This is a genomic window from Mesorhizobium sp. B2-3-12 (genome assembly GCF_006442205.1).
GTDB lineage: Bacteria > Pseudomonadota > Alphaproteobacteria > Rhizobiales > Rhizobiaceae > Mesorhizobium.
Window position 1 is genome coordinate 413,290 of the sequence record NZ_VFVR01000002.1, and the last position, 26,531, is coordinate 439,820.

Below are 26,531 nucleotides of genomic sequence, written 5' to 3' on the forward strand. Positions count from 1 at the left end.
TCGATGACGCAACCGGTGCTGGAGCGCTTGCTCGCCGACGAGACCCAGACAGCGCGGCTGGGCGAGGATCTCGCACTGGCGCTGCGCGCGGGGGACGTGCTGGCGCTCAAGGGCGATCTCGGCGCCGGCAAGTCGACCTTGGCGCGGGCGCTGATCAGGACATTGGCCGACGATGCCGGCCTCGAAGTGCCGAGCCCTACCTTCACATTGGTTCAGAGCTACGACACGCGCATCCCGGTCCATCATTTCGATCTTTACCGGCTGTCCTCGGCGGCCGAACTCGACGAACTCGGCTTCGATGAGGCGCTGGCGCAAGGTGCCGCCCTGGTCGAATGGCCGGAGCGCGCCGACGGCTATCTGCCCAAGTCGACGGTGCTGATCGAACTTACCCAGCATGGCGAGGGGCGGCTGGCGCGATTGTCGGGGCAAGGCGCGACCTTCGACCGTTTCGCGCGCTCGCTGGCCATGCGCGGCTTCCTCGACGGCGCGGGATGGGGGCAAGCGCGGCGCCGGCATTTCATCGGCGATGCCTCGGCCCGCTCCTACGAGATCGTGTCGCTTCCCGGCGAGGCGCCGCGCGTGCTGATGAACTCGCCACGGCTGGTGCTCGGCCCTCCCGTGCGCGACGGCAAGCCCTATGCGGTGATCGCCCACACGGCCCAGTCGGTGTCGGCTTTCGTCGCCATCGACCGTGCGCTGCTGGCCGCAGGGGTCGCGGTGCCTCGGATCGACGCTCAGGATCTAGACCAGGGTTTCCTGCTGCTCGAGCATCTGGGCTCGGAAGGCTTCCTCGCCGGCAATGGCGAGCCGGTGGCCGAACGTTACGAGGCGGCGGCCGAACTGCTTGCCATGATGCACGGCAAGACCTGGCCTCATCACATGGAGGCTGCGCCCGGCGTCGTTCATGACGTGCCGCCCTTCGATCGCGATGCCATGCTGATCGAGGCGGACCTGCTGATCGACTGGTACGTGCCGGCGATATCGGACGGCCCGGCGAGCGAGGCGCTGCGTTCCGGCTACCACAGGACATGGAATGCGCTTCTCGACCGGCTGCAAGGCAGCGAATACACGCTGATGCTGCGCGACTTCCACTCGCCCAACATCATCTGGCGCGGCGAGCGGACCGGCCTCGACCGGCTCGGCATCGTCGACGTCCAGGATGCGCTGATCGGTCCCGCCGCCTATGACGTCGCCTCGCTGGCCATGGATGCGCGCGTCACCATCCCGCCCGAGATCGAAAAGCGGACGCTCGATGCCTATGTCGCGTCGCGTCGTGCAACGGGCGGCTTCGATGAAGCAGGTTTCCTCGAAGCCTACGCAATCATGGCCGCGCAACGCAATTCCAAGATCTTGGGCATTTTCGTGCGCCTCGAAAAACGGGACGGCAAACCCTATTATCTCAAGCACCTGCCGCGCATCCGCGACTATCTCAGGCGGGCACTGTCGCATCCCGCGCTCGCCGAGCTGCGGGATTTCTACAACGCGCACGGGCTGCTGGAGGAACGAGCGCTGTGACGACAAAACCAGACACCGCCATCGCCCTTGCCGCCGGGCTCGGCAAGCGCATGCGGCCGATCACCGACACAATCCCCAAGCCGCTGGTCCGGATCGCCGGCAAGACACTGCTCGACTGGGGGCTCGACAGTCTGGCGGCGGCCGGCGTCGGCAAGGCGGTGGTCAATGTCCATTACCTTCCCGAACAGATCGTCGCCCATGTCGCCGCGCGCCGCGCGCCGCGCATCGTCATTTCCGATGAAAGCGACCGGCTGCTCGATTCGGCCGGCGGCATCGTCAAGGCGTTGCCGGAGCTCGGCCAGGAGCCGTTCTACATCCTCAACGCCGATACATTCTGGATCGACCACGGCCCGCTCAATCTCGGGCGGCTCGCCCTTGCATGGGAAGCGGCGAAAATGGATATTCTGCTGATGCTGGCGGATCTCCATCAGGCGACCGGACATTGCGGCTCCACCGATTTCCTGGTGGCGCGGGACGGTGCCTTGCGGCGTTCGAAAGGCGATCCGGCGGGACTGATCTATGCCGGCGCCGCGATCATCCATCCGCGCCTGTTCAAGGACGTGGCCGCCGAACCACATTCCCTCAACGCCTATTTCGACAAGGCGATTGCCGCCGGCCGCCTGTTCGGCATGCCAATGCATGGCCACTGGATAACGGTTGGCACGCCCGATGCCATCCCGCTCGCCGAAGCGGCGGTCGCCGGCGCGCTCATCGGATCGCAATGAGCGGCTCAAGCCGCGTTTTCTCCATTCCCTCCGGAGCGCCGTTTCTGCCGACGCTTGCCGAGGCGCTGCTTGCCGGGCGCCTGGTTCCGGGGTTTCGTTTCGACGGCGACCCGCTCGCTCTGGCCGACGTCACCATCTACGTGCCGACGCGCCGCGCCGCGCGCGCCTTGCGCGGCGTTTTCGTCGACAGCCTGAAAGCGCGTGGCGGGGGCGGTTCGGCGATCCTGCCGGTGATCCGTCCGCTCGGCGAATTCGACGAGGACGAGGCCCTGTTCGAGGCCGATCCATCGGCGGCCATCGATCTCGCGCCACCGATCAGCGCCACCGAAAGGCTGTTGCTGCTGACTCCGCTGGTGCGGGCGTGGAAACGGCGGTTGCCCGCCCATGTCGCGGCCCTCTTCGCCGAGGAGATCGTCGTGCCTGCCTCCACCGCCGATGCGATCTGGCTGGCCCGCGATCTGGCCGGACTGATGGACGAGATCGAGACGGAAGGCACCGACTGGGCCAAACTCGCGGGCCTGGTGAGCGGCAACCTTGCCGGATGGTGGCAGGTCACGCTCGAATTCCTCGGCATCGTCACCGATGCCTGGCCGGAATTCCTCGAAGAGAGCGACCGCTCCAACCCGGCCGCGCATCGCAACGCCCTGATCCGTGCCGAGGCGGCGCGGCTGCGGCGCAATCCGCCCGCCGGGCCGGTCATAGCAGCGGGTTCCACCGGCTCCATACCCGCCACGGCGGAACTGCTTGCGACCATCGCCAGCCTGTCCGGAGGCGCCATCGTGCTGCCAGGGCTCGACCAGATGCTCGACGAAGCCTCCTTCCAGGCCCTCGTCGCGCCCGGCGCGCCTCCAGCCGTGCTTGGCCATCCGCAATACGGCTTGGCGAAGCTGATCGGCAAGATCGGCGTGCTGCGCGGCGACGTCGAGGAAATCGGCGCCGCCGAGCCGAAGCTCGCGCTCCGTGCGGCCCTTGTCGGCGAGGCGCTGCGGCCGGCCGAGACCACCGAATTGTGGGCAGAGACACGAAACGGGTTTTCGGCGCCCGCCATAGAGGGCGCCTTCGCCGAGGTGGCGCTGCTCGAAGCGGCAAGCGAGCGCGACGAGGCCGTGGCGATCGCCGTCGCGCTCAAGCAGGCAGTGGAAGAACCCGGCCAAAGGGCCGCTCTCGTGACCGGCGACCGCGCCCTGGCACGCCGTGTCAGCGTCGAACTCAAGCGCTTCGGTGTCGTTGCGGACGATTCCGGCGGCACGCCGCTTTCCAACACGCCGGCGGCCAGCCTGCTCAGGCTGGCGCTCGAGGCGGTGTTCCGGCCGGGCGATCCGGTCGGCCTATTGTCGCTGCTCAAGCATCCCCTGCTCGGCCTTGGCCTGGAACGTGCCGATGTGCGCCACGCGGCGGAACTGGTCGAACTGGTGGCACTGCGCGGCGGCACCGGCCGCCCCGACATCGCTTCGCTGCCAGACCTTTTCGAGTCCCGCCTCACCGGGCTCGGCGGTGACAGCCGGCCGCCCTTCTGGTTTGCCCGCCTGAGCGTGCGCTCCATCGAAAGCGCCCGGAATTTGCTTGAACGTCTCAAGCAAGCGCTGGCGCCGCTCTCGGCCTTTCGCGGCCAGGCGGAAGTCGGCCTTGCCGCGTTGGTCGAGGCCAGCGTCGTTGCGCTGGAGAATCTCGGCCGCGCCGCGGATGGCGGTCTTGGCGAACTCTACGCCGGCGATGCTGGCGAAAAGCTCGCCGAACTTTTGCGCGGGCTGGTCGCGGCTGCCGCGCCGCTGTCCTTTGCGACAATCGAATGGCCTGACGTGATGGATGCGCTGATCGCGCCCGAGACCGTCAAGCCGGCGCAAGGCACCGACAGGAACATCGCCATCTGGGGCGCGCTGGAAGCCCGGCTCCAGCATGTCGACACACTGGTCATCGGCGGCCTCAACGAAGGGGTCTGGCCGCGCAAGCCGGAGAGCGACCGCTTCATGTCCCGGCTGATGAAGACCGGCATCGACCTCGAACCGCCGGAGCGGCGCATCGGCCTTGCCGCGCATGATTTCCAGATGGCCATGGGCGCGAGACACGTGGTGCTGGCGCGTTCCGCGCGGGCCGGGGATGCGCCCGCGGTGCCGTCGCGCTGGTTGCAGCGGCTCACCACCTTCATCGGCAACGAGCACGCAGCGGCACTGCGCCGGCGCGGCGACGAGCTGCTCGCCTGGGCGCGCGCGCTCGACACGGGACCGAAGCGGGACTTCGCACCCCGGCCGCAGCCCAAGCCACCACTTTCGGTCCGCCCGACGCATTTCTCGGTCACCGAGATCGAGACGCTGCGCCGCGATCCCTACGCCATCTATGCAAGACGGATTCTCGGCCTGCTGCCGCTCGATCCGCTGATCCGCGATCCCGGCGCGGCCGAACGCGGCACGCTGTTTCACGCCATCCTGCATCTCTTCTCGTCGGAGGTGGCCGACCCACGCGCGCCGGACGCGCTGGCCGGGCTCATCGCCGCCGGCCGCGCCTGCTTTGCCGAGGCGGCGCTTCCAGCCGATGTCGAGGCCGTGTGGTGGCCGCGTTTCGAAAAGCTCGCCGCCAACATCATCGAATGGGAGCGCACGCGCGCCGATGCGGTGGTCCAGCGGCATGCCGAGGAGCGCGCCGGCAAAACCGTGGTCGGCCAATCCGGTGTGACGCTGTCCGGCTACGCCGACCGCGTCGATCTGCTGGCCGGCGGCATGGCCGACATTCTGGACTACAAGACCGGCTCCTCGCCCTCCAAGGCGCAGGCGCATACGCTGCTGGCGCCTCAGCTGGCGCTGGAGGGCGCGCTGCTGCGGCGTGGCGCGTTCAAGGATCTGGGCGCGCGCGAACCGTCGCAACTGGCCTTCATCAGGCTGAAGCCGAATGGCGAGGTGTTCGAGGAGTCCATACTCGAACACAACCGCCAGCCGCGCACGGCAACCGATCTCGCCGAAGAGGCCTGGGCGCGGCTGGAAAAGCTGCTGATCCACTATGCCGACCCGGCGACCGGCTACCTGTCGCGCGCGCTGCCGTTTCGTGAAGGCGAAACCGATGGCGCCTACGACCATCTCGCCCGCGTGCTCGAATGGTCCGCCGGCGGAGACGCCGGGGACGAGGGAGGGGAGGCATGAAGAAAGCCTACCCCATCCCCACTGACACAGCGACCAGCCAGGCCCGCGCCGCCGATCCCGGCAATTCCGCCTGGGTGTCGGCCAATGCAGGATCCGGCAAGACCCATGTGCTGGCTCAGCGCGTCATCCGGCTGCTGCTCAACGGCACCGATCCATCAAAGATCCTGTGCCTGACCTACACCCGCGCCGCCGCCGCCAACATGTCGAACCGGGTGTTTTCGACGCTGTCGGAGTGGACGACGCTTGGCGACGCCGAGCTGGCTTCCAAGGTCGAGGCGCTGGAGGGTCGCCGGCCCGATCGCGACACCATGCGCAGAGCCCGCCGCCTGTTCGCGGAGGCACTGGAGACGCCTGGCGGGCTGAAGATCCAGACGATCCACGCCTTCTGCGAATCCGTGCTGCATCAGTTCCCGCTGGAAGCCAACATTCCCGCTCATTTCGAAATGCTCGACAGCCAGATGGAGGCCTCGCTTTTTGCCGCCGCGCGCCGGGAGATGATTTCGGCCGCCGGCGACAGGAATTTAGCCGAGGCCTTCGCCACTGTCCTGGAGCGCGGCGGCGAAGCCGGTCTCGACGCCCTGCTCGGAGAGATCGTGCGCAAGCGCGACGGGTTGCGCCATTTCCTGGATGCTGTCGGGCGCGACGGCTTCCAGCCCTTGTTCGATGAATTCCATTTCAACCCCGGCCAAACCGCCGAGGGCATAGCGGCGTCGATATGGCCGCTGCCCGGCTTCCTGCCGGACTATTTTGCCGGCTTTGTCCAGGCAGCCGAAGCGACCGACGCCAGATCGGCGTTGAACAACATCCTGCCCTATGCGCGTCAGGCTTTCGCCGAGGTCGATCCCCTTCGCCGGTTGCAACTCTTGGCAAGAGCCTTCCTCAAGACCGATGGCGATCCCTACGATCCGGCGAAGGCCTTCAAGAAGGCGCTGGCCGACCGGCTGCCGGCTCTCGCCGAGCGCTATCTGTCGGCGGCTAGCGCCATCATCGAGACCGTCGACCGGCTGGCGCTGTTCCGGATGCTGGAGGGTACACGCGCGGCCCTGACCATCGCCGACTGGCTGATCGCACGCTACGAAGTGTTGAAACGCGGCCGCGGCTTTCTCGACTTCAATGATCTGATCACCCGCACGGTGAACCTTTTGGCGCGGCCCGATGCCGGCCCATGGGTGCAATACAAGCTCGACCAGGGCATCGACCACATCCTGCTCGACGAGGCTCAGGACACCAGCCCTGATCAATGGGAGGTGGTGAAGCGGCTGGCGGAAGAATTCTTTGCCGGCTTCGGTGCACGCGACCGGGTGCACCGCACGGTCTTTGCCGTCGGCGACGAGAAGCAGTCAATCTATTCGTTCCAAGGTGCCGCGCCGGACTCCTTCGCCGACAGCCGGATGCTGTTCGCCGGACGGGTCCGCGATGCCGAGGCATCCTTCGCCGACCTCAAGCTGACCTGGTCGTTCCGCTCGACCGACGATGTCCTTGCCGCCGTCGACCGCGTCTTTGCCGATCCGATCGTTCGGCGCGGCATCAGCCACGACCCCGATCCGCTGAACCACAAGGCGATCCGCACCGATGCGCCTGGCTATGTCGAGGTGTGGCCGTCAATCGGCGCCGAGGCCGTCGACGAGCCCGACGACTGGTCACAGGCGATCGACCATGCCCATGCGCCGGCGGTGCGCGTCGCCGAGAATGTCGCGGCCACCATTGCCGGGTGGATCGGCAAGGGCGAAATCATCGAGGGCCGCGGCAAGCGGCTCAAGCCAGGCGACGTGCTGGTGCTGGTGCGCAAGCGCGACAGCTTCGTTCATGCGCTGACCCGGGCGCTCAAGCGTCGCGACATTCCGGTCGCCGGCGCCGACCGGCTGAGCCTGCCAGGCCATATCGCGGTCAAGGACCTGATCGCGCTCGGCCACCTCTTGATCCAGCCGCAGGACGACCTGTCGCTGGCCGCCGTCCTGCGCAGCCCGATCTTCGATCTGCCGGAGGAGGCGCTGTTCGCGCTCGCCGGGCAAAGGCCGCCCGGCCTGTCGCTGGCGGCATCGCTGCGCCGGCATGCCGGCGAAAGCGAAGCGCTCGCGGCGATCGTCGCACAGCTCGACGCCTGGGCTGACGAGGCCGCTTTCAAGCCGGTGTTCGAATTCTATGCCACCCTGCTGGCACGCGATGGCGTGCGCCGCAGGATGATTGCGCGGCTGGGGCCGGAGGCCGGCGATATTCTCGACGAGTTCCTGAGCTTCTGCCTTGCCGAGGAGCGGACCGGCCTGCCCGGGCTGGAAGCCTTCCTGTCGACGCTGGAAAACGCCGGCCCCGAGATCAAGCGAGAGATGGACCAGACCCGTGACGAGGTGCGCGTCATGACCGTGCACGCGGCCAAGGGCCTGGAGGCGCCGGTGGTGTTCCTGGTCGACGGCGGGTCGGCCCCGTTCAGCGACCAGCATTTGCCGCGGCTGATGCCTTTCGACGGTACGGGCCGGCATTGGGACGGCAAGGGCTATCTCTGGCGCTCGGCCAGCGACGTCGCCAACGGCTTCTCTAAAACGGCGGCCGCTCGCGCCCGCGAACTCGCCGACGACGAATACCGCCGGCTGCTCTATGTCGGCATGACGCGCGCCGAGGACCGGCTTGTTGTCTGCGGTTATCACGGCAAGCGGGCGCCGAACACCGGCACCTGGCATTCGATCGTCAGCCGCGCGCTGACCGGCGCGCCCGAAAGCGAACAGCGTCCGCATCCGGCCGGCGGCGAGCCTGTCTACCGTTTCCACGTCACCAAACTGCCTCCCGTTGCGCCAAGTCCGGGCGAGCAGGCGCGGCGGGCCGATGCGTTCGGTCCGTTGCCGACGACCCTGTTCCGGCCGTTGCCGCCTTTCGAGGACCTGCCGCGTCCGTTGTCGCCGTCGGGCGCCTCGGCGCTGATCGAGGAAGGCAAGGAAGCGGTGGTCGACAAGGCCTCGCCGGTGCTGGACGCCGATGCCGAACCGGGTTTTGCCGTGCTGCGCGGGCTCGCTTTGCACAGGCTGCTGCAGATGCTGCCCGGCATGGCCGAGAGCGACCGCCAAGTTGCGGCGGAGCGTTACCTCTCGCGAACGGGTGCGGGGTGGCCGCAAGCCGAGCGTGAAAAAGCCCTGGCATCGGTCATGGCCATCCTTGCCGACCCCGGCCTCGGTCAACTGTTCGCGCCGTCGTCGCGTGCCGAGGTCGCGATCATGGGCAGCCTGGAGGTCAAGGGCAAAATCCGCTCCATCTCCGGCAAGATCGACCGGCTGGCGGTGACACCGGATACGGTCTCGATCGTCGACTACAAGACCAACCGGCCCGCACCCGCCATACTAGCCGAAGTCCCGTCAGCCTATCTGCTTCAGCTCGCGCTTTATCGCGCCCTGCTCAAGCCGCTTTATCCCGGGCGGGAAATCAAGGCGGCCTTGCTGTTCACCGAAGCGCCAAGGCTGATCGAGCTGCCACCCCGGGCCATGGACGACGCCCTTGCCCGACTCACGGGAGCGTGACACAAGAACTGCTTGAAGAAGGGCGCGGCAACCACCACATTTGGTGCGACGAAAAATTTCGAAAGGATTTCCGCATGACCACCGTCAAGGTCGACAAGAATAATTTCCAGGCCGATGTGCTTAATGCCCAGGTACCGGTCGTGGTTGATTTCTGGGCGGAATGGTGCGGCCCCTGCAAGATGATCGCGCCGGCGCTTGAGGATATCGCCACTGAACTCGGCGCGAAGGTCAAGATCGCCAAGCTAAACATCGACGAGAATCCGGAACTTGCCGCCCAGTACGGCGTGCGCTCGATTCCGACCCTGATGATCTTCAAGGGCGGCGCAATGGCCGACATGAAGGTTGGCGCCGCCCCCAAGACCGCGCTGTCACACTGGATCAACGGCAGCCTTTGAGCGCCTGAAACTTGTAAATGCAACGAGCCCGGCCGTCGCGCCGGGCTTTTTGTTGGCGTCATCGGTCGGACGCTCTGGCCCTGACGTCGGGACACCCCATGTCTTCTGTTGGCAGCAGGAACAGGGAGCGAGAAAATGACCGGATCCGCCAAGGCCACCGTCTTCATCGACAATGATCGCGTCATCGTCACCGAATACCGCTTCCAGCCCGGCGACAACACCGGCTGGCATCGACACGGCCATGACTATGTGGTCGTGCCGCTGATGGACGGCAAGGTGAAGCTGGTGACCAAGGACGGCGAATCCTTCGCCGAGATGAAGAAAGGCGCACCCTATTTCCGCAAGGAGGGCGTCGAACATGATGTCATCAGCGCCAATGACGGCGAGTACGCGTTTATCGAAATCGAGCTGAAATAGCTGCAGATGATGGCATGCCATCGTCTGCCATCTTGATGGCAGGCCCCGATCGGCATATATGTCCATTTTCGAACGGGAGTTTGAAATGGCCGAACCACAGCTCTCAGTCCGCAGCGCAAAAGCGCGCGACCTGGCTCATAGGCTTGCTCGCCGTGAAAATCGCTCGATCGCCGATGTGGTCGAACGTGCGCTTGAATCCTACGAGATTCGTGAAGCGGGCCGCGAACCGGCATCCACCTTCTATGCCCGGCTTGCATCAACCGGCACCGACATCGATCTGGAGAGGATTATCCGCGAAGGTCGCCAGGTCCATCCAGGGCCTGAACTTTGATTTTTGTCGATACCAATGTGATTTCGGAGACCCTTAGGAAGGCGCCGGATGCGGCCGTCCTGGCGTGGCTTGTCCGCAATGATGCCGAATTGGCCCTTCCCACAGTGGCGATTGCAGAAATTGCCTTCGGCATTCAAAGGATAAGACCTGATGAACGTGCCGATCGGCTGGAGCAGGGCCTTTCACAATGGCGCCGTCGATTTGCCGACCGAATTTTTGGACTGACGGAAGAGGCTGCCTTGGCTTACGGCGACATCATGGGGGCCGCGGCGCGCCAAGGCCGTGGAATGTCAGCGCCCGATGGCATGATCGCAGCGATAGCGCGCGTGAACGGAGGCCGGCTGGCGACGCGCAATCTTAACGACTTCAGCGCCACAAGCCTTGACCTGATCTCGCCGTGGGATTTCTGAAACGGGTGAGATCCTACTGGGCCGCATTTCCCCTATCGCCACCGCAAGCCACCTAAAACGTAATTGTCGTGCCTCAGGTCGGCGGCGTGCCGTTTTCCGCCAATACCGCGCCGGCCAGGTAAAGCGAACCCCCGATCAGGATGCGCGGCGGTGGGCCGTCCCAGGTGTCGCGCAGCAGCATCAGCGCGCTGGCGACGGAACTGACCGGCTCGGCCGTCAACCCGGCCTCGGTGGCGCGGATGGCCAGTTCGTCGTTCGGCACGCCGGCGTCGCTCATACTCACCGGCACGGTGTAGACATGGCGGGCAAGGCCCTTGAAGGCGCGGAAATAGCCGCTCTGGTCCTTGGTGTTGATCATGCCCGAGATGAGGAAGAGCGGACGCGGGTTCTTTTCCTCCTGCTCGGCCAGCGCTTCGGCGACGACCACGCCGGCGCCCGGATTGTGGCCGCCGTCGAGCCAGATGTCGGCGCCCTTCGGCGCCAGTTCCGCCAGCCGGCCCTGCATCAGCTTCTGCATGCGGCCGGGCCAGGCGACGTTTGTCATCGCCTTCTCGGCGGCGCGGTGGCTGATCTCGAAGCCGGCCGCCTTGACCGCCGCGATCGCAGCCGCCGCATTGGCGAACTGGTGGCGACCGGGCAGGCGCGGCGGCGGCAGGTCCATCAGGCCGTCATCGTCCTGGTAGACCATGCGGCCGTTTTCCTCGAAAGCGAGAAAATCCTGGCCGTAGACGAGGGTCGGGCAGTCGAGCCGCTCGGCGGTGTCGATCAGCACCTGCAGCGCCGTTTCGCTTTCCTGCGCGCCGATGACCACCGGGCAGCCGCGTTTCATGATGCCGGCCTTTTCGGCGGCGATCAGTTCGACACGGTCGCCCAGATACGCCTCGTGGTCCATCGACACCGGCATGATCACCGACACGGCTGGCCGCGCGATGACATTGGTGGCGTCGAAACGGCCGCCGAGACCGACCTCGATGATGGCGGCATCGGCCGGATGCTCCGAAAACAGGATGAAGGTAACGGCGGTGAGGATTTCGAAGACGGTGATCTTCTGGCCTGCATTGGCCTCGGCGACGCGGGCGATGGTCTCGGCGAAGATGTCATCGTCCACCAGCCTGCCGCCGCTCTCGGCGGCCAGCCTGTAGCGCTCGTGCCAGCTGACCAGATGCGGCGAGGTGTGGACATGGACCAGCCGACCGGAGGCTTCCAGCAGCGCCCGCGAGAAGGCGGCGCAGGAGCCCTTGCCATTGGTGCCGGCGATGTGGATGACCGGCGGCAGCAGGTCCTGCGGATTGCCCAGCCGCTCCAGCAGCCGTGTGATCCGGTCGAGCGAAAGGTCGAAGCCTTTCGGGTGAAGCGCCATCAGGGCTGCGATTTCGCGGTCGGCGGCAAGCGTCGTCATGGCACAATCCCGGCGCATGGCCCGAGAAGCAGAATCATCCCGAAACGGCCATGGCAATCAGAAGGCTACAGCGCGCCATGGAGGCGGCGCAATCGCAGTTCGCGGCAGTTGGTGTCGCGTCCTCAGGCCTCGTGTCGCATCAGGCCTGGGGCCTGGCGTCGGCGGCAACCACGGCGGGAGGCAGGATTTCCGGCTCCAGCGGCTTTTGCTCTTCCGGCATCTTGAGCAGCATCTTCAAGAGGCGCGCGATGGTCTGGCGTAGCTCCAGCCGCGACACCACCATGTCGACCATGCCGTGCTCCATCAGATATTCGGAGCGCTGGAAGCCGTCCGGCAATTTCTCGCGAATGGTCTGCTCGATGACACGCGGCCCGGCAAAACCGATCAGCGCGCCGGGTTCGGCAATGTGCACGTCGCCCAGCATGGCGTAGGAGGCGGTGACGCCGCCAGTGGTCGGGTTGGTCAGCACAACGATATAGGGCAGGCCGGCCTCTTTCAGACGGTCGACACCGACCGTGGTGCGCGGCAATTGCATGAGGGACAAAATGCCTTCCTGCATGCGGGCGCCGCCGGAAGCGGCGAACAGGATTAGCGGCCGCTTGCGCTGCAAGGCGACCTCGAAGCCATGTACGATGGCATCACCCGCGGCCATGCCGAGCGAGCCGCCCATGAAGGCGAAATCCTGCACCGTCACCACCACGGGCAGGCCCTCGACGGTCCCAAGCGCATTGATGATGGCGTCTTCCAGGCCGGTCTTGGCCTTGGCGTCCTTAAGCCGGTCGACATAGCGTTTCTCGTCACGGAACTTCAGCGGATCCAGCACGACCTTGGGATTGTCGAGCTGTTCGTATTTGCCGTCGTCGAGGAAGAATTTCAGCCGCTCCTTGGCCGAGATCTTCATGTGATGGCCGGATGACGGGATGACGAACTGGTTGGATTCCAGATCCTTGTGGAACACCATTTCGCCCGTCTCGGGATCCTTGATCCAGAGATTCTCGGGCATGTCGGTGCGCCGGCCGAGCATCGAATTGATCTTCGGGCGAACGTAATTGGTGATCCAGTTCATCGCTTCGGCTCCTGTCCTGACGAAGAGTGGGAAGAAATAAGAAAACTATTCGGCGGCAGCAAGGCGGGCCGAGCGGACGCCTTGCGCGAGGCCGCTGACCAGCGTGGCGACGGCTTCGGCCGGATCGGCGGTCTTCTCGCCCTTCGGGCCCAGCACATTGGCAACCGCATTGACGATCGCCGTGCCGACGACCACGCCGTCGGCGTTGGCGCCGATGACGCGCGCCTGTTCGGCGGTCTTGACGCCGAAACCGACGCAGACCGGCAGGTCGGTGTGACCCTTGATGCGCTTGACGGCCGACGCCACCTTGCCGGTGTCGGCGAGTGCCGCACCGGTAATGCCGGTCATAGAGACGTAATAGACGAAGCCCGATGTGTTCTGCAGCACCTTGGGCAGGCGCTTGTCGTCGGTGGTCGGCGTCGCCAGCCGGATGAAGTTGATGCCGGCCTTCAGCGCCGGAATGCAGAGCTCCTCATCCATCTCCGGCGGCAGGTCGACGACGATCAGCCCATCAATGCCGCTCGCCTTGGCGTCGACGAGGAAGCGGTCGACGCCGTAGATATAGATCGGATTGTAATAGCCCATCAGCACGATCGGCGTCTCGTCATCGCCGGCGCGGAAGTCGGACGCCAATTTCAGCGTCTTCACCAGCGTCTGGCCGCCCTTGAGCGCCCTGAGGCCCGCGGCCTGGATCGCCGGGCCGTCGGCCATCGGATCGGAGAACGGCATGCCCATCTCGATCACGTCGGCGCCCGCCTTGGGCAGCGCCTTCATGATCGACAAAGAGGTGTCGTAGTCCGGGTCGCCGCCCATGAAATAGGTGACGAGCGCCGGGCGACCTTCGACTTTAAGCTTCGCCATGCGGCGGTCGATGCGGGTCGTCATGACAGGCCCTTTGGACGAATTTTGCTCATAATCAACTCCCAAATCGAAACGGTCCAAAGGGCCTAGATCTCCATGCCCAGCATCGAGGCCACCGTGTGCACGTCCTTGTCGCCACGGCCGGACAGATTGACTATGACGATCTGGTCCTTGTCCATGGCTGGCACGATCTTGACCGCATGGGCGATGGCGTGCGCCGACTCCAGCGCCGGGATGATGCCTTCAACGCGCGTCGTCAGCTTGAAGGCCTCCAGCGCCTCGTCGTCGAGAACAGGCACGTATTCGACACGGCCGGAATCGCGCAGCCAGGAATGTTCGGGGCCGACGCCGGGATAGTCGAGGCCAGCCGAGATCGAATGGCCGTCCATGATCTGGCCGTCGGCATTCTGCAGGAGATAGGTGCGGTTGCCGTGCAGCACGCCGGGCGAGCCGGCATTCATCGAAGCGCAATGCTCGATACCGTCGAGGCCGCGCCCGCCGGCTTCTATGCCGATGATGCGCACATCCTTGTCGTCAAGGAAGGGATGGAAGAGGCCGATGGCGTTGGAACCGCCGCCGACGGCAGCGATGATGGTGTCGGGCAACCGGCCCTCCTGTTCGAGGATCTGCGCGCGTGCCTCTGTGCCGATCACCGACTGGAAATCGCGCACCAGTTCCGGATAGGGATGCGGGCCGGCGGCGGTGCCGATCAGGTAGTAGGTGTCCTCGACATTGGTGACCCAATCGCGAAGGGCTTCGTTCATGGCGTCCTTCAGCGTGCCGTGACCCGCGGTCACCGGCCGCACTTCGGCGCCAAGCAGCTTCATGCGGAAGACGTTGGGGCTTTGGCGGGCGACATCGGTCGCGCCCATATAGACGACGCAGGGAAAGCCGAAGCGGGCCGCGACCGTAGCGGATGCGACGCCGTGCTGGCCGGCGCCGGTCTCGGCGATGATGCGCTTCTTGCCCATGCGCTTGGCGAGCAGGATCTGGCCGAGGCAATTGTTGATCTTGTGCGAACCGGTGTGGTTCAGATCCTCGCGCTTGAAATAGACTTTCGCGCCGCCCCCGAGGCCCTTCGCCGAGGAGACCTCACGAAGATGCTTCGTCAGGCCTTCGGCGAAATACAGCTTTGACGGCCGCCCGGCATAATGGGTCGAGAGATCGGTCAGCTCGGCCCTGAAATCCGGATCGTTCTTGACCTCGTTCCAGTTCTTCTCCAGGTCGAGGATTAGCGGCATCAGCGTTTCGGCGACGAAACGACCACCGAAAATGCCGAACATGCCCTGTTCGTCGGGCCCGGTGCGGAAGGAATTGGGTGTCGCCGGCTTGTTCATCGCCGATCGCTCCTTGATTTAGTGAGCATGTCCTTGTCGGAAAACCGGATTCCACTTTTCCGGGACATGCTCTGGTTTGAGCCTGTTCAGGCGGCGCGGTCGTCGCGCGCTGCCCGGACGGCCCGGAAAAACTGTTCGATCAGCGCCGGATCCTTGACGCCCGGCGCGCTTTCCACGCCAGAGGAAATGTCTATGGCGGGCGGATTGGCAAGCCGAAGGGCATCGCCGATGTTGGCGGCGTTGAGCCCACCGGAAAGCATGTAATCGACGCCGGCGTCAAGGCCGGCGAGGATGCGCCAGTCGAAGGCTACGCCGTTGCCGCCCGGCAGTTCGGAACCCTTTGGCGGCTTGGCATCGAACAGGAACCGGTCGGCGATGCCGATGAACGGCTTGATCCGATCGAGGTCGGCGACCTCGCTGAGCGGCAGCGCCTTCATCACCGGCAGGCCATAACGCGCTTTCAACTCGGTTACCCGGTCGGGCGTTTCCGAACCATGCAACTGCAACATGTCGGGCTGCATTTTTTCGACGATCCCGTCCAGGAAGGCGTCGGTGGCGTCGACGGTGACGGCGACCGCCAGGGCCTTGCCGCGCGCCGCTTCGCGCAGACGCCCAGCCTCCGCCGGTTCGACATAGCGCGGGCTTTTGGCGAAGAAAATGAAACCGACATGGCTGGCGCCGCCGGCCAGGGCCGCGGCCATTGCCTGGTCGGTCTTCAAGCCGCAGATCTTGATGTCAAGCGCCATGGCGCGGGAATTGACATGAAACGCTGCAAGAGTCGAGAAAAAGCATGCTGTTTGCCGGCAAGGCCAAAGGCGCTACCTATTGATGGACAGCATGCAAGGCGGGAGCACAGCCATGGCCGACCAGACCGTTGCCGAACTGAAGCAGAAGATCGCGCAGGCGCGCGAGGTGATCGCGCATCTCATGGACAAGGCCGCCTTCAACGGGGCCGAAGCGCATCGGGCGCTGGATTATTTCGGCGGCGACACGTTTGACCGGAATTTCCTGCCCTGGCCGCATCATGGCGATGAAGGGTTGCGGCCGGAGGAGTTGAATGCGGCGAACGATGATTGATAAGGCAGCTACATTATCCAATATCTGACACTGCTCTTTGCAGCGCGCTGTCCAACTTGTAAACCGCATCCCAAGGGAACTCGTGGCCCCATCTTTCCCTGTAGTTCTGCAGCCCGTGGCTACTTAGGATCGTTCTTGTCGCGGTTAGAACCGCCTCCGCGAACTCTCGCAAAAGGCACATTGCATCAAGTCTTACAGCACCTGCGCCATCCGGTTCCTCCGACCATGTTTCCGGGAAACTCAGGAGCCGAACCCTGGTCTGGTTGCCTTGTGGCTCAAGCACGAAGCGACACTCTCCCGGTTCGTCGAGAAAGCGCGCGACCGCATACGGAGCCCCATCGACGATAGCGAGCGTCGCTTGAACCAGATCACGCAAAGCGTCACCAACATAGGATGCTTCAACGCTGGCGGTCTTGCTGTCGATTGCGACATCGCAGTCTGCCCAGCCAGCGTCGTCCAGCCGATAGTCGATCTTAACGGCCATCCGCTACTCAAACACGATCGCCTGTAGTGCGCCGCCGTTGCGCTTCAGCCAGTCCTTGCAGCGGTCGGTGTCTGGGCAGAGTTTCTCGCACAATTTCCAGAATTTCGGGCCGTGGTTCATCTCCTTGAGATGCGCCACCTCATGCGCGACGAGGTAGTTGATGACCGGCTGCGGCGCCATCATGATGCGCCAGGAGAAGGACAGATTGCCTTCCGAAGTGCAGGAGCCCCAGCGGCTGGACGTGTCCTTGTAGCGGATCGCCTTGGCGCGCTTGCCGAGCGCCTCGGTGTGTTTGATGACCAGCTTCTCGATATCCTTCTTGGCCTCGCGCTTCAGGAAATCGGCGATGCGGCGCGGCAGATGGATGCGATCGCCATGCACGACCAGCAGCGGGCCGCGCTCGTCGCGCGATATGGTGACGGTGCCGCGCTTTGACGGCTCGTGGACGATGCGGTGCGGCACGCCGCGCACCGGGATCTTGATGCCTGGTCTTACTTGTGGACGCGTCGGCACCTTGGCCAGGCGCTGCTCCAGCCAGTCCTGGTGGCGGTCGAGGAACCTGTCCACCTCGCCGCGGCGAAGGCCCGGCGGCACGGTGATGCGCAGGCCCTGGCCGCCGGAATCGATGCGCAGCGTCAGGCGCTTTGCCCTGGCGCTCTCGACGATCTTGAGCGGCAGCGTGCGGCCGGCGACGCAATATTCCCGCTCCACGACAGGCGTGGGCTTGGGCTTCGTCAGATTGCGGAAGAACCCGATGGTCATGGCGGGACGATACGCGATTCGAGGAAAACGATAAGAACAAAAAAGAAACGGCGCCGCTCGCGCGACGCCGTCATCATACCTTGGCCCTGTCGCTGGGCCTCAGTCGTCGAGCAGGTTCGAGCCTTTGCCACGCTTGGTGGGGGTCGCTCCGGTGCTCGGGTCGGTCTTGGCCGGAGCCGTCGACTTGTTGCGGTTGGCCATGAACCGGTCGAACTCGTCCTGGTCCTTGGCGCGGCGCAATTCACGAGCATACTCGTCGAACTGCGTCAGCATCTCGTCGAGCTTGCGGCGCTCTTCGTTCAGGCGCTCGAGCTCCTTTTCGCGCCAGTCGTCGAAAGCGACGTTGCCGGTGCGGGCTGAACCGTTGCCCCAACGCGCGGCCTTGTCGGAACCACGGCGGCAGCCGGCGAAGATGCCGTCGGTCGCGCGGTTGACGTCACGCTTGAAGCCCTCGAGCCGGTCGCCCCAGATGATGTAGGCGAGCATGGCAAAGCCGAGCGGCCAGAACACCATGAAGCCGATCACCATCAACGCGATGGTCGCCGGCGTCCAGGCCGGGCGGATCAATGCAGATGTGTTCATTTTCTCCCATTCCTTCGGTTGGAGACAGCCAGAACCGGCTGCGTGGAATCGAAATGGGAAGGCGAAAACGGCGATTCAAGACAATGTCGGCTAAAACCGAACAAGGGCCTGAAATGATTATCGCTTTTTGAGCATATCGAGGAAAAGCACGACCAAGCCGGCGACCAGGCCCCAAAATGCCGCACCGACGCCGAACAGCGTCAGCCCGGAGGCGGTGACGACGAAGGTCACGGTGGCTGGCATGCGTTCGCCTTCATCCTTCAGCGCGATGGACAGTGCGTTGGCGAGTGAGGCCATCAGTGCAAGACCCGCCACCAGCACGATCAGGCTCTGCGGCAGCACGGCGAAGATCGCCACCAGCGAAGCGCCGAAAATCGCGAAGATGAGGTAGGCAAGCGCATAGAACGGGCCGGTCTTCCAGCGCTCGGCCGGATCGGGATGGACGTCCGGTCCGGTGCAGATCGCCGCCGAGATCGCCGCCAGATTGGTTGTCCCGGCCCCGAACGGCGCAGACAGAAGTGAAAACAGGCCGGTAACGCCGATCAGCGGCCCAGGTTCAGGGTGGTAGCCGGCCGCCCGCAGCACCGCCAGCCCCGACAGGTTCTGCGAGGCCATGGTAACGAGATAAAGCGGCAGCGCCAGGCCGATGATCGCCTTGGCGGTGAAATGGGGAGCAATGAACGTCAGCGTCGACAGTTCGGGCGCGGGCAAGCCGCCGACACGGCCCGTAAGAAAGGCGGCAAGGCCGCCGCCAACCAGCACCGCCAGCACCGACAGGGCCGGATTGAACAGCCGGATGACAAAGAACGCCGCGATCAGCAGCAGGATGAGCCATGGGTCCGCCGGGATCGCCTTCATGGCATTGATGGCGAAGGTGACGACGATGCCGGCCAGCATGCCGGAAGCGACCGAGGCGGGTATTCTCGATATCAGGCGGGTCAGCGGTCCAAACAGGCCGGTGGCGACCAAAAGGACGCCGGTGACGATATAGGCGCCGACGGCCTCGCCGATCGTGAAGCCGCTCGATGCGGCGACCAGCGCCAGACCCGGCGTCGACCAGGCGGTGATGACAGGCATTTTCGTGCGCCATGACAGCCACAGGCACTCGACCGTCATGGCCAGGCAGATCGCCGTCACGCCGCTCGCCGTCTCGACCTGCGTCGCGCCGACCGCCTTGGCGGCGGCAATGACGATGGCAAGCGTGCCGCCAAAGCCGACGATGGCCGCGACGAAGGCCGAGATCGGGATGGAAAGGCGCATCGTCACTCGCCTCGCTTGGCCATGTCGCCGACCGCCCGCACCAGCATGTCGAGGTCTTGCGGGCGCGACAGGCGATGATCCCCGTCAGGGATCAGCGACAGCGTGACATCGTCGGCCGGCAGCAGGGCGGCGAGCTTCAGGGCGTGGCTCGACGGCACATCGGCATCGGCCAGTCCCTGCAGGATGTGAACCGGGCAATGGGTGTCGATCGGCCCGGTCATCACCCGGTTTTCGCGTCCGTCCTCGATCAGGGCGCGTGTGTAGATGTAGGGCTCGGCGGAATAGTCCGATGGCTCGGCGAAGAACCCCTTTTCGGCGAGGTCGCGCTTCTGAGCCTCGGTCAGCACCGGCTCGATGAGGTCGCTGGTGAAATCTGGCGCCGGCGCCAGCAGCACCAGGCCGACGACGCTTGCGTCGCCCGCCTTGCGCAATTCCCGCACCATGCGCAGCGCGATCCAGGCCCCCATGGAGGAGCCGACCAGGATCTGGCTGCCCTTGGCGAAATGCCGGAAGACGGCAAGGCTTTGCGATAACCATGTCGAAATCGTACCCTCGGCAAAGGCGCCGCCGGATTCGCCGTGGCCTGAATAGTCATGCCGCAGGAAGGCGCGGCCTTCCCGTGCCGCCCAGTCCGCCAGCGTCTGCGCCTTCGTGCCCAGCATGTCCGACTTGTAACCGCCGAGCCAGACGATGCCGGGTGCGGCGCCGGCCGCATGGCGCACCGCGATGCGTGATCCATCGACGTCCATAAAGGTTGGAGCCAGAAGGGGTGGGGGCGTGGCGGTCATGGCTTTTTCCTCGGGCCCGTCTTTGGCACGCGGCCCTTGTGACACAGCCGATAGCGTGGCGAAAAGTGCTCGCGCTGTTTCTTTGTTTGGTGCAGGCCCGCGATCAGGGTGATTTTCTGTCAATGCTATGCTATTGACTCCGCCCGCGCGCTCACCACATTGGCGCGTCCACGCATCAAGACTGACAAATCCTGAACGAAACGGCCAAGGAGACCACGACCATTCGCAGACCTTTCAAAGCAGCGGCGCCGACCAAGGATGGGCCGCGCTCCAACCGTGACATCCGGGTTCCCCGGGTCCAGCTTATCGACGCCGAAGGCCAGAACCGCGGCGATGTTTCCATCAACGACGCATTGCTGCTTGCCGAAGAGGCCGGGCTCGATCTCGTCGAAATATCGCCCAACGCAGTGCCGCCCGTCGTAAAAATCCTCGATCTCGGCAAGTTGAAATACGCCAACCAGAAGAAGGCGGCCGAGGCGCGCAAGAATCAGAAGGTCATCGAGATCAAGGAGATCAAGATGCGCCCGAACATCGACAGCCATGACTACGAGACCAAGATGAAGGCGGTGCGCCGCTTCTTCGAGGAAGGCGACAAGGTCAAGCTGACGCTGCGTTTTCGCGGCCGCGAGATGGCGCATATGGAACTCGGCATGCAACTTCTGAACAAGGTACGCGAGGAAGTGGCGACCATTGCCAAGGTGGAAGCCGAGCCAAAGCTCGAAGGCCGTCAGATGATGATGGTGCTGGCGCCGCGCTAAGCCTGCTTTCGGCTGAAATGCCAGAGATCACGGCACGGTCACGAAAAGGTTAGGCGGGCAACCGCGCTCTAAATCCGCCTGAATCGTGCTACAGGGCGTCCCGGCGATCGGCGGGACGCCTTGTTCTTAGCTCAAAGCCGTGATCGCCGGCAAAGCTCTTCGACGATCGGATTCCCGGCATGGCCAACGAGAAGGTTTCGGACGTCAAGGACGTCAAACACGGGCTGGGCAACTACCAGCAGATGCGCCGGCTGGTGCTTGCGGTGCTCGTGGTGGTGCTGTTTCTGGCGCTGCTGTTTGGCCAGTCGACCTTCCCGCCGGACACGCCGGTGCATGAAACGATCGAGATGTTCGGCGTGCTGTTGATTTTCCTCGGCATCGTCGGGCGCCTCTGGGCGACGCTCTATATAGGCGGGCGCAAGTCGTCCGAGGTGGTGACCGGCGGCCCCTACTCGATCACCCGCAATCCGCTCTACGTGTTCTCGACCGTGGCTGCCGCCGGTGTCGGCGCGCAGATCGGCTCGTTCTCCGGCATCATCCTTTTCGCCGTCCTGTGCGCCGGCGCCTTCCATATCGTCATCCTGCGCGAGGAGAAATTCCTCAAGGAAGCGCTCGGCGCACCCTATGCCGACTATCTGGCGCGCGTGCCGCGCTTCTTCCCCAAGCTCTCGCTCTACCAGGAAGGCGACACCGGCAGCTTCAAGCCGCGCCTGCTTTTGACCACGCTGCTCGACGGGCTGGTGTTCCTGATCGCGCTGCCGGCCTTCGAACTGATCGACGGCGCGCAACTGTCGGGCATGCTGCCGGTCTGGTTCACGCTGCCCTGATTGGGATTGCCCGTCGCGCATCGGCGCGACGGGGTGGGTGTTGCGCGCCGGCTCTGTTTGATCTATAGCACCGCCGTTCCAAGAAAACCGCCCGGCAGGGCATGCCGTGGCGGTTTCATTTGCTTTTCGGGCTTTGGTCGGCCCGAAGCGAACAAGAAGCGCGATCGTGCGCCAACAATACGGAGTAGCAAAATGCCCAAGATGAAGACCAAATCAGCCGCCAAGAAGCGGTTCAAGATCACAGGTACGGGTAAAGTCCTGTCGGCTGCGGCCGGCAAGCGTCACGGCATGATCAAGCGTTCCAACAAGTTCATTCGAAATGCCCGCGGCACGATGGTTCTGGCTGAACCGGATGGCAAGAAGGTCATCAAGAATTTTCTTCCGAACGGCCTTTAAGTTTTAAGGAGATCATGACATGGCACGCGTAAAAAGAGGCGTCACCTCGCACGCCAAGCACAAGAAGGTCCTGAAAGCCGCCAAGGGCTTCTACGGCCGCCGCAAGAACACCATCCGCATCGCCAAGCAGGCGGTGGAAAAGTCGCTGCAGTACGCTTACCGCGACCGCAAGAACCGCAAGCGCTCGTTCCGCGCGCTGTGGATCCAGCGCATCAACGCCGCGACCCACGAGCACGGCCTGACCTATGGCCGCTTCATCGACGGTTTGAACAAGGCCGGCATCGAGATCGATCGCAAGATCCTGTCCGACATGGCCATCCACGAGCCGCAGGCTTTCGCCGCCCTGGTCGCCAAGGCCAAGGTCGCGCTCGAATATCTGAAGAACACCACGCCGAACGCTTTTGAAAGCGCTGTCGCCTAAGACCAGCGCTTCCCAAGCACTTTCGACACTTGATTTGGGGAACCCGCGCTGGCACGGCTGGCGCGGGTTTTCTTATGCCTGATGTAACCAAATTGGTGACCGGTGGTCACCCGATCGAGAGAGTTTCGCCGTGAACGCCACTGCTGGAAATCTTGAAGCCCTGGAAGCTTCGCTGCTCGCCGACATCGCCTCGGCCGCCGACGAGCCGGCGATCGAGGCCGTGCGTGTCGCGGCCCTTGGCAAGAAAGGCTCGGTCTCGGAAATGCTGAAGACGCTTGGCGCGATGAGCGCCGAGGAACGGCAGGTGAAGGGTCCGGCGATCAACGGTCTCAAGAACCGCGTCACCGAGGCGCTGACTGCCCGCAAGGCTGAACTCAGGGATGTGGCGATCGCCGCGCGGCTGGCGGCCGAAAAGGTCGACGTGACATTGCCGGTGCGGCAGTCGCCGGCCGAACGCGGCCGCATCCATCCGATCAGCCAGGTCATCGACGAGATCGCGGCGATCTTCGGCGATCTCGGCTTCGCCATCGCCGAAGGTCCCGATATCGAGACCGACTATTATAATTTCACCGCGCTGAATTTCCCCGAAGGCCATCCGGCGCGCGAGATGCATGACACCTTCTTCTTCCAGCCGGACGAGAAGGGCGGGCGCAAGCTGTTGCGCACCCACACCTCGCCGGTGCAGATCCGCACCATGGAGAAGCAGAAGCCGCCGATCCGCATCGTCATTCCGGGCAAGACCTACCGCCAGGATTCCGACGCCACCCACTCGCCGATGTTCCATCAGGTCGAGGGGCTGGTGATCGACAAGTCGGCCAACGTCGCCAACATGAAGTGGGTGCTGGAAGAGTTCTGCAAGGCCTTCTTCGAGGTGCCTTCGGTCAAGATGCGCTTCCGTCCGTCCTTCTTCCCGTTCACCGAGCCCAGCCTCGAGGTCGACATCCAGTGCGACCGCTCGCGGCCGGGCGAAGTGCGCTTCGGCGAAGGCTCCGACTGGATGGAGATCCTCGGCTGCGGCATGGTCCACCCGAACGTGCTGAGGGCCGGCGGGCTCGATCCCGACGAGTATCAAGGCTTTGCCTGGGGCATGGGCATCGACCGCATCGCCATGCTGAAATACGGCATGCCGGACCTGCGCGCCTTCTTCGACGCGGATGTGCGCTGGCTGTCGCATTACGGCTTCCGGCCGCTCGACATGCCGACGCTGTTCGGGGGCCTGAGCGCGTGAGCCCAGTTGCCGATCCCTATGCGGACGCGGTGACCTTCCGATTCGGCGACAGCCCGGAACTGGCCGACGCGTTGCTGGCGCTGGTGCTGTCGGGCCGCAAGACGGCGACCTGCGGCGCGCTGCGCGACTATGGCGGCGCCGAGCCGGTGCCGGAGGTCGGTCGTCGTGATGTGGTGCTCGACGGCAGCGGCCGCCGGGCCGCCGTCATCGAAACGGTCGAGGCGATCGTGCGGCGCTTCGACGAGGTCGATGCCGATTTTGCCCGCGACGAGGGTGAAGGCGATTTGAGCTACGAATACTGGCATGACGCCCATCACGCCTATTTTGGGCGCAATGGCGGTTTTTCGCCCGACATGAAACTGATTTGCGAGCGCTTCCGCCTGGTCGAAGTGTTCGCGCAAGAAGACGCGAAAGTGTGAGACGATGAAATTCACCCTCTCCTGGCTCAAGGACCATCTCGAGACCGACGCCACGCTCGCCGAGATCGTTGAGCGGCTCACGTCGATCGGCCTCGAGGTCGAGCATGTCGACGACAAGGCGGGCCTGAAGCCCTTCGTCATCGCCAAGGTGCTGACGGCGGTGCAGCATCCCGATGCCGACCGGCTGCGCGTGCTGACCGTCGACACCGGTGACGGCAAGCCGCCGGTGCAGGTCGTCTGCGGCGCACCCAATGCGCGGGCGGGCCTGATCGGCGCTTTCGCCGCGCCCGGCACCTATGTGCCCGGCATCGACGTGACGCTGACGGTCGGCAGGATCCGTGGCGTCGAAAGCCATGGCATGATGTGTTCCGAGCGCGAACTGGAACTGTCGGACGAGCACAATGGCATCATCGACCTGCCGGCCGATGCGCCGGTTGGCACCAGCTTTGCCGCCTATGCCCATCTCGACGATCCGGTCATCGAGATCAATCTGACGCCGAACCGGCCCGATGCCACCAGCGTGTACGGCATCGCCAGGGACCTGGCGGCGAGCGGGCTTGGCCGCCTAGTCGGCGGCGCGATCATGCCACATGTCGGCAGCGGCATGTGCCCGGTGAAGGTGACGATCGAGGCGCCGGAGCTTTGCCCCGGCTTCGCGCTCAGGCTGGTCAAGGGCGTCAAGAACGGCCCCTCGCCGAAATGGCTGCAGCAGCGGCTGATCGCCATTGGTCTGAGGCCGATCAGCGCGCTGGTCGACATCACCAATTACGTCACCTTCGACCGTGGCCGGCCGTTGCACGTCTTCGATGCCGCCAAGGTCGCCGGCAACCTCGTGGTGCGCCGCGCCAGGGATGGCGAGAAGGTTCAGGCGCTCGACGGGCGCGAATACACGCTGACGCCGGAGATGTGCGTCATCGCGGACGATAATGGCGTCGAATCCATTGCCGGCGTCATGGGCGGCGAACACTCGGGCTGCGACGAGAACACGACGGAGGTGCTGATCGAATCCGCCCTTTGGGATCCGATCACCACGGCCCGCACCGGCCGCGCGCTCGGCATCATCACCGATGCGCGCTACCGCTTCGAGCGCGGCGTCGATCCCGAATTCATGGTGCCTGGTATCGAACTGGCGACCAAGCTGGTGATCGACTTCTGCGGCGGCACGCCGACGGAAACCGAAGTGGCCGGCTATGCCGGACATCAGCCGAAGATCGTTACGCTGCCGGTGTCGGAAGTGAAGCGGCTGACCGGCATCGAAGTGCCTCGGGCGGAGAGCCTCGACATCCTGTCGCGGCTCGGCTTCCACGCGCAGGGATCGGGCGACGTCGTCGACGTCACCGTGCCCTCCTGGCGCCCCGATGTCGACGGCAAGGCCGACCTGGTCGAAGAAGTGATGCGCATCCATGGCGTCGACAACATCGCCCCGCAGCCGCTCGGCGCGCATGACGCGGTCAATGGCAAGATCCTGACGACGCTGCAGATCCGCACCCGTGCCGCCAAGCGTTCGCTCGCCGTGCGCGGCATGATGGAGGCTGTTACCTGGTCGTTCATTCCGGCCAGGCACGCCGAACTGTTCGGCGGCGGCCAGACGGCGCTGAAGCTCGCCAACCCGATCGCCGCCGACATGTCCGACATGCGGCCTTCGCTGCTGCCGGGGCTGATTTCGGCCGCGCAGCGCAACGCCGACAAGGGCATCGGCGACGTGGCGCTGTTCGAGGTCTCGGGCACCTATGAGGGCGATGGCGCCGACCAGCAACGCCGCGTCGCCGCCGGCGTGCGCCGCGGTACGGCCAGGCTCGACGGCTCCGGCCGTAGCTGGGCCGGCAATTCCGGTCCGGTCGGCGTGTTCGACGCCAAGGCCGATGCCATCGCCGCGCTCGAAGCCTGCGGCGCGCCGGTCGACCGGCTGCAGATCGAGGCGGGCGGACCGGCCTGGTATCATCCCGGCCGTTCCGGCACCATCAAGCTCGGTCCGAAGACCGTGCTCGGCACGTTTGGTGAGTTCCATCCGAAGACGCTGGAAGGGCTCGACGTCTCCGGACCGCTCTGTGGCTTCGAGGTGTTCGTCGACGCAGTGCCCGAGCCGAAAGCCAAGCCGACCAAGACCAAGCCGAAGCTGGAGCTCTCCGCCTTCCAGGCGGTGAAGCGCGATTTTGCTTTCGTCGTCGACAAGGCGGTCGAGGCGGGCACGCTTGTTCGCGCCGCACTGGCCGCCGACAAGAAGCTGATCACTGGCGTCTCGGTCTTCGATATCTTCGAGGGAGCGTCCCTCGGCGAAGGAAAAAAATCGATCGCCATCGAAGTGTCGATCCAGCCGGTCGAGAAAACACTGACCGACGAGGATTTCGAGGCGCTGGCCAAGCGCATCGTCGAGAATGTCGGCAAGCAGACGGGCGGCGTGCTGCGGGCATAGAAAGTTCAGGATTGCCGGAGCATGGC

The 26,531-nt window shown here is 64.8% G+C and carries 26 protein-coding genes; 16 read left to right on the forward strand and 10 right to left on the reverse strand.

The genetic code is table 11. The annotated features are described in order from the left end of the window. Positions 1-3: 3 nt before the first annotated feature. The 8 genes from tsaE (at position 4) to FJ948_RS07315 (ending at position 10,427) form a co-directional block, all read left to right on the forward strand. Entirely contained in the window at positions 4-1,515 is a 1,512-nt protein-coding gene (gene tsaE / locus FJ948_RS07280) for a tRNA (adenosine(37)-N6)-threonylcarbamoyltransferase complex ATPase subunit type 1 TsaE (RefSeq protein ID WP_140702921.1), read from the forward strand. Continuing rightward, positions 1,512-2,240 (forward strand): nucleotidyltransferase family protein, encoded by a 729-nt coding sequence (locus tag FJ948_RS07285; protein ID WP_140702923.1) that lies wholly within the window; start codon positions 1,512-1,514, stop codon positions 2,238-2,240. The genes tsaE and FJ948_RS07285 overlap by 4 nt, the downstream gene beginning before the upstream one ends. Beyond that, positions 2,237-5,371 (forward strand): double-strand break repair protein AddB, encoded by a 3,135-nt coding sequence (addB, locus tag FJ948_RS07290; RefSeq protein ID WP_140702925.1) that lies wholly within the window; start codon positions 2,237-2,239, stop codon positions 5,369-5,371. The genes FJ948_RS07285 and addB overlap by 4 nt, the downstream gene beginning before the upstream one ends. Continuing rightward, the gene (gene addA / locus FJ948_RS07295) at positions 5,368-8,874 is read left to right on the forward strand and encodes a double-strand break repair helicase AddA (RefSeq protein WP_140702927.1); all 3,507 of its coding nucleotides are present in this window, start codon (positions 5,368-5,370) and stop codon (positions 8,872-8,874) included. The genes addB and addA overlap by 4 nt, the downstream gene beginning before the upstream one ends. Positions 8,875-8,948: 74 nt before the next feature. Next, the gene (gene trxA, locus FJ948_RS07300; RefSeq protein WP_140702929.1) at positions 8,949-9,269 is read left to right on the forward strand and encodes a thioredoxin; all 321 of its coding nucleotides are present in this window, start codon (positions 8,949-8,951) and stop codon (positions 9,267-9,269) included. A 135-nt stretch (positions 9,270-9,404) separates the two neighbouring features. Then, a complete protein-coding gene (locus tag FJ948_RS07305) occupies positions 9,405-9,686 on the forward strand; it encodes a cupin domain-containing protein (protein ID WP_140702931.1) in 282 nt (93 codons plus the stop codon). A gap of 85 nt (positions 9,687-9,771) precedes the next feature. Then, positions 9,772-10,017, forward strand: coding sequence for a type II toxin-antitoxin system VapB family antitoxin (locus FJ948_RS07310; protein ID WP_140703905.1), 246 nt, complete (start codon positions 9,772-9,774; stop codon positions 10,015-10,017). Next, the gene (locus tag FJ948_RS07315; protein ID WP_140702933.1) at positions 10,014-10,427 is read left to right on the forward strand and encodes a type II toxin-antitoxin system VapC family toxin; all 414 of its coding nucleotides are present in this window, start codon (positions 10,014-10,016) and stop codon (positions 10,425-10,427) included. The genes FJ948_RS07310 and FJ948_RS07315 overlap by 4 nt, the downstream gene beginning before the upstream one ends. A 73-nt stretch (positions 10,428-10,500) precedes the next feature. Here FJ948_RS07315 and FJ948_RS07320 read toward each other — a convergent pair whose 3' ends face one another. The 5 genes from FJ948_RS07320 to FJ948_RS07340 all read right to left on the reverse strand — a co-directional run bounded on the left by FJ948_RS07320 (position 10,501) and on the right by FJ948_RS07340 (position 15,836). Further along, positions 10,501-11,826 carry a folylpolyglutamate synthase/dihydrofolate synthase family protein gene (locus tag FJ948_RS07320; RefSeq protein WP_140702935.1) on the reverse strand — a complete coding sequence of 442 codons (1,326 nt, stop codon included), beginning with the start codon at positions 11,824-11,826 and terminating at the stop codon, positions 10,501-10,503. Between the two features lie 139 nt (positions 11,827-11,965). Then, positions 11,966-12,892 carry an acetyl-CoA carboxylase, carboxyltransferase subunit beta gene (accD, locus tag FJ948_RS07325; protein WP_140702937.1) on the reverse strand — a complete coding sequence of 309 codons (927 nt, stop codon included), beginning with the start codon at positions 12,890-12,892 and terminating at the stop codon, positions 11,966-11,968. A gap of 45 nt (positions 12,893-12,937) precedes the next feature. After that, positions 12,938-13,777, reverse strand: coding sequence for a tryptophan synthase subunit alpha (gene trpA, locus FJ948_RS07330; RefSeq protein WP_140702939.1), 840 nt, complete (start codon positions 13,775-13,777; stop codon positions 12,938-12,940). Between the two features lie 62 nt (positions 13,778-13,839). Next, on the reverse strand, positions 13,840-15,090 hold the full coding sequence (trpB, locus tag FJ948_RS07335) for a tryptophan synthase subunit beta (protein ID WP_140702941.1): 1,251 nt from the start codon (positions 15,088-15,090) through the stop codon (positions 13,840-13,842). Between the two features lie 86 nt (positions 15,091-15,176). Then, a complete protein-coding gene (locus FJ948_RS07340) occupies positions 15,177-15,836 on the reverse strand; it encodes a phosphoribosylanthranilate isomerase (protein WP_140702943.1) in 660 nt (219 codons plus the stop codon). Positions 15,837-15,948: 112 nt separating this feature from the next. Between FJ948_RS07340 and FJ948_RS07345 the strand changes: the two genes are divergently transcribed. Then, positions 15,949-16,167, forward strand: coding sequence for a hypothetical protein (locus tag FJ948_RS07345; RefSeq protein WP_140702945.1), 219 nt, complete (start codon positions 15,949-15,951; stop codon positions 16,165-16,167). A gap of 13 nt (positions 16,168-16,180) precedes the next feature. Here the strand turns inward: FJ948_RS07345 and FJ948_RS07350 are convergent, their stop codons facing one another. From FJ948_RS07350 to FJ948_RS07370, 5 genes are all read right to left on the reverse strand, one after another. After that, positions 16,181-16,651: a hypothetical protein gene (locus FJ948_RS07350; RefSeq protein ID WP_140702947.1), complete on the reverse strand. Its 471-nt coding sequence runs from the start codon at positions 16,649-16,651 to the stop codon at positions 16,181-16,183. 3 nt (positions 16,652-16,654) lie between these two features. After that, entirely contained in the window at positions 16,655-17,413 is a 759-nt protein-coding gene (locus FJ948_RS07355; RefSeq protein ID WP_140702949.1) for a M48 family metallopeptidase, read from the reverse strand. Positions 17,414-17,512: 99 nt separating this feature from the next. After that, on the reverse strand, positions 17,513-17,995 hold the full coding sequence (locus FJ948_RS07360) for a DUF2852 domain-containing protein (RefSeq protein WP_140702951.1): 483 nt from the start codon (positions 17,993-17,995) through the stop codon (positions 17,513-17,515). Between the two features lie 117 nt (positions 17,996-18,112). Then, complete coding sequence (locus tag FJ948_RS07365) at positions 18,113-19,255, reverse strand: benzoate/H(+) symporter BenE family transporter (protein WP_140702952.1); 1,143 nt, start codon at positions 19,253-19,255, stop codon at positions 18,113-18,115. 2 nt (positions 19,256-19,257) lie between these two features. Continuing rightward, the gene (locus FJ948_RS07370; protein ID WP_140702954.1) at positions 19,258-20,043 is read right to left on the reverse strand and encodes an alpha/beta hydrolase; all 786 of its coding nucleotides are present in this window, start codon (positions 20,041-20,043) and stop codon (positions 19,258-19,260) included. A 221-nt stretch (positions 20,044-20,264) separates the two neighbouring features. On the opposite strand from FJ948_RS07370, the gene infC reads away from it, so the two are divergent. From infC to pheT, 7 genes are all read left to right on the forward strand, one after another. Further along, on the forward strand, positions 20,265-20,801 hold the full coding sequence (infC, locus tag FJ948_RS07375) for a translation initiation factor IF-3 (RefSeq protein ID WP_010912915.1): 537 nt from the start codon (positions 20,265-20,267) through the stop codon (positions 20,799-20,801). Between the two features lie 179 nt (positions 20,802-20,980). Continuing rightward, complete coding sequence (locus tag FJ948_RS07380; protein ID WP_140702956.1) at positions 20,981-21,628, forward strand: isoprenylcysteine carboxylmethyltransferase family protein; 648 nt, start codon at positions 20,981-20,983, stop codon at positions 21,626-21,628. A 192-nt stretch (positions 21,629-21,820) separates the two neighbouring features. Next, positions 21,821-22,024: a 50S ribosomal protein L35 gene (rpmI, locus tag FJ948_RS07385; protein ID WP_006201248.1), complete on the forward strand. Its 204-nt coding sequence runs from the start codon at positions 21,821-21,823 to the stop codon at positions 22,022-22,024. A gap of 19 nt (positions 22,025-22,043) precedes the next feature. Beyond that, positions 22,044-22,445 (forward strand): 50S ribosomal protein L20, encoded by a 402-nt coding sequence (gene rplT, locus FJ948_RS07390; protein ID WP_006201247.1) that lies wholly within the window; start codon positions 22,044-22,046, stop codon positions 22,443-22,445. A gap of 130 nt (positions 22,446-22,575) precedes the next feature. Beyond that, on the forward strand, positions 22,576-23,673 hold the full coding sequence (gene pheS / locus FJ948_RS07395; RefSeq protein ID WP_140702958.1) for a phenylalanine--tRNA ligase subunit alpha: 1,098 nt from the start codon (positions 22,576-22,578) through the stop codon (positions 23,671-23,673). Beyond that, a complete protein-coding gene (locus FJ948_RS07400; protein ID WP_140702960.1) occupies positions 23,670-24,092 on the forward strand; it encodes an ASCH domain-containing protein in 423 nt (140 codons plus the stop codon). The genes pheS and FJ948_RS07400 overlap by 4 nt, the downstream gene beginning before the upstream one ends. A gap of 4 nt (positions 24,093-24,096) precedes the next feature. Beyond that, positions 24,097-26,505 (forward strand): phenylalanine--tRNA ligase subunit beta, encoded by a 2,409-nt coding sequence (gene pheT, locus FJ948_RS07405; protein ID WP_140702962.1) that lies wholly within the window; start codon positions 24,097-24,099, stop codon positions 26,503-26,505. Positions 26,506-26,531: the final 26 nt, after the last annotated feature.

What these genes read in the sequence shown, in the direction of transcription:
- tsaE (WP_140702921.1), top strand. Translation starts at nt 4, where the DNA reads ATGACGCAACCGGTGCTGGAGCGCTTGCTCGCCGACGAGACCCAGACA.
- addB (WP_140702925.1), top strand. Translation starts at nt 2,237, where the DNA reads ATGAGCGGCTCAAGCCGCGTTTTCTCCATTCCCTCCGGAGCGCCGTTT.
- addA (WP_140702927.1), top strand. Translation starts at nt 5,368, where the DNA reads ATGAAGAAAGCCTACCCCATCCCCACTGACACAGCGACCAGCCAGGCC.
- trxA (WP_140702929.1), top strand. Translation starts at nt 8,949, where the DNA reads ATGACCACCGTCAAGGTCGACAAGAATAATTTCCAGGCCGATGTGCTT.
- FJ948_RS07305 (WP_140702931.1), top strand. Translation starts at nt 9,405, where the DNA reads ATGACCGGATCCGCCAAGGCCACCGTCTTCATCGACAATGATCGCGTC.
- FJ948_RS07310 (WP_140703905.1), top strand. Translation starts at nt 9,772, where the DNA reads ATGGCCGAACCACAGCTCTCAGTCCGCAGCGCAAAAGCGCGCGACCTG.
- FJ948_RS07320 (WP_140702935.1), bottom strand. Translation starts at nt 11,826, where the DNA reads ATGACGACGCTTGCCGCCGACCGCGAAATCGCAGCCCTGATGGCGCTT.
- accD (WP_140702937.1), bottom strand. Translation starts at nt 12,892, where the DNA reads ATGAACTGGATCACCAATTACGTTCGCCCGAAGATCAATTCGATGCTC.
- trpA (WP_140702939.1), bottom strand. Translation starts at nt 13,777, where the DNA reads ATGACGACCCGCATCGACCGCCGCATGGCGAAGCTTAAAGTCGAAGGT.
- trpB (WP_140702941.1), bottom strand. Translation starts at nt 15,090, where the DNA reads ATGAACAAGCCGGCGACACCCAATTCCTTCCGCACCGGGCCCGACGAA.
- FJ948_RS07340 (WP_140702943.1), bottom strand. Translation starts at nt 15,836, where the DNA reads ATGGCGCTTGACATCAAGATCTGCGGCTTGAAGACCGACCAGGCAATG.
- FJ948_RS07345 (WP_140702945.1), top strand. Translation starts at nt 15,949, where the DNA reads ATGGCCGACCAGACCGTTGCCGAACTGAAGCAGAAGATCGCGCAGGCG.
- FJ948_RS07350 (WP_140702947.1), bottom strand. Translation starts at nt 16,651, where the DNA reads ATGGCCGTTAAGATCGACTATCGGCTGGACGACGCTGGCTGGGCAGAC.
- FJ948_RS07355 (WP_140702949.1), bottom strand. Translation starts at nt 17,413, where the DNA reads ATGACCATCGGGTTCTTCCGCAATCTGACGAAGCCCAAGCCCACGCCT.
- FJ948_RS07360 (WP_140702951.1), bottom strand. Translation starts at nt 17,995, where the DNA reads ATGAACACATCTGCATTGATCCGCCCGGCCTGGACGCCGGCGACCATC.
- FJ948_RS07365 (WP_140702952.1), bottom strand. Translation starts at nt 19,255, where the DNA reads ATGCGCCTTTCCATCCCGATCTCGGCCTTCGTCGCGGCCATCGTCGGC.
- FJ948_RS07370 (WP_140702954.1), bottom strand. Translation starts at nt 20,043, where the DNA reads ATGACCGCCACGCCCCCACCCCTTCTGGCTCCAACCTTTATGGACGTC.
- FJ948_RS07380 (WP_140702956.1), top strand. Translation starts at nt 20,981, where the DNA reads ATGGCCAACGAGAAGGTTTCGGACGTCAAGGACGTCAAACACGGGCTG.
- rpmI (WP_006201248.1), top strand. Translation starts at nt 21,821, where the DNA reads ATGCCCAAGATGAAGACCAAATCAGCCGCCAAGAAGCGGTTCAAGATC.
- rplT (WP_006201247.1), top strand. Translation starts at nt 22,044, where the DNA reads ATGGCACGCGTAAAAAGAGGCGTCACCTCGCACGCCAAGCACAAGAAG.
- pheT (WP_140702962.1), top strand. Translation starts at nt 24,097, where the DNA reads ATGAAATTCACCCTCTCCTGGCTCAAGGACCATCTCGAGACCGACGCC.